Here is a 1,137-nt window from a genome sequence, read left to right on the forward strand (position 1 = left end):
TTATCAAGTAGGTTTTGTCTGTTTATCAAGTAGGTTTTGTCTGTTTATCAAGTAGGTTTTGTCTGTTTATCAAGTAGAATTATAAAGTTGACTACTTGATAAACATAATCTAAAATTAATTTGTAATCATTAGGAGGTACAGCATGGGAAATGAAATTATTAAATATGATCCAGAGTTAAATACCATTCCACTTCGAAAATTTACTCCAGTTGAAATGAATTTATTTTTTTCGATTATTTCTCGTATGCGTGATAAGAGTGATCAGACCATTCGTTTTACTTTTGATCAATTAAAAGAGCTAAGTGCTTATAAACCTACTGCAAATAACCGTTTTGAAGATGACATTCAGAGAACTTATGAAAAAATGATGGGATTACATTTTGGTAGACGAAGTAAAAGTGGATTAACTCGAGAGTTTTTTGTTTTGTTTACAGAATTTAAAATTGATGGAGATGCAGAAGAACCTTATGTAGACGTAAAAGTTTATGAACGTGCTTTACCCCTTTTAAACAAGCTTGAAAGTTGGGTTCGTTATGCGTTGGCAGAGTTTAGAGATTTAAAAAGTAGTTACGCAAAAACAATGTTTCGGTTACTAAAACAGTTCAGAACCACTGGATATGCTTATTTTTCTAAAGAAGACTTTTTTGAATTACTAGATATGCCCAAAAGTTACTGGAATAGTCCCTCTAACGTCGATAAATTTGTTATAAAACCCATTAAAGAAGAACTTACGCCTCTTTTTAGGGGTCTAACTATTAGAAAAAAATATGGTAAAGGGCGTGGGAAACCAGTTATTGGCTATTCGTTTACCTGGAAACCCGAAAAGAAAGATGCCAATGATTTCTCACAAGGCCAATTACAAGATGAGCGTCAAAAACTCTTTAACATTCAGCATAATGGTGAATTAACAGAGCAGGAAAAATGGCGCGCCATTGACAATGTTAAGGGGTTAACTTTAGGCTCTACTGAGAAACAAGCATTGGCTGATAAACAGGCCGAGCACGATAAAAAAATAAGAGATCAAGCAAGACAAGAAGCACTTGCTGAACTCCGAAAGGAGTTTGGAAATCATGCCTAAAACTATTAGAGAACTTGCTGATGAGTTTGGTGTATCAAAACAAGCCATTAGGGAAAAA

The 1,137-nt window shown here is 33.9% G+C and carries 1 protein-coding gene; it reads left to right on the forward strand.

What is annotated here, in order from left to right:
* Window positions 1-143: 143 nt before the first annotated feature.
* A complete protein-coding gene (locus EKM64_RS11330) occupies window positions 144-1,079 on the forward strand; it encodes a replication initiation protein (RefSeq protein WP_125678582.1) in 936 nt (311 codons plus the stop codon).
* Window positions 1,080-1,137: the final 58 nt, after the last annotated feature.

It is taken from the genome of Companilactobacillus keshanensis (genome assembly GCF_003946205.1).
GTDB lineage: Bacteria > Bacillota > Bacilli > Lactobacillales > Lactobacillaceae > Companilactobacillus > Companilactobacillus keshanensis.

What these genes read in the sequence shown, in the direction of transcription:
- EKM64_RS11330 (WP_125678582.1), top strand. Translation starts at nt 144, where the DNA reads ATGGGAAATGAAATTATTAAATATGATCCAGAGTTAAATACCATTCCA.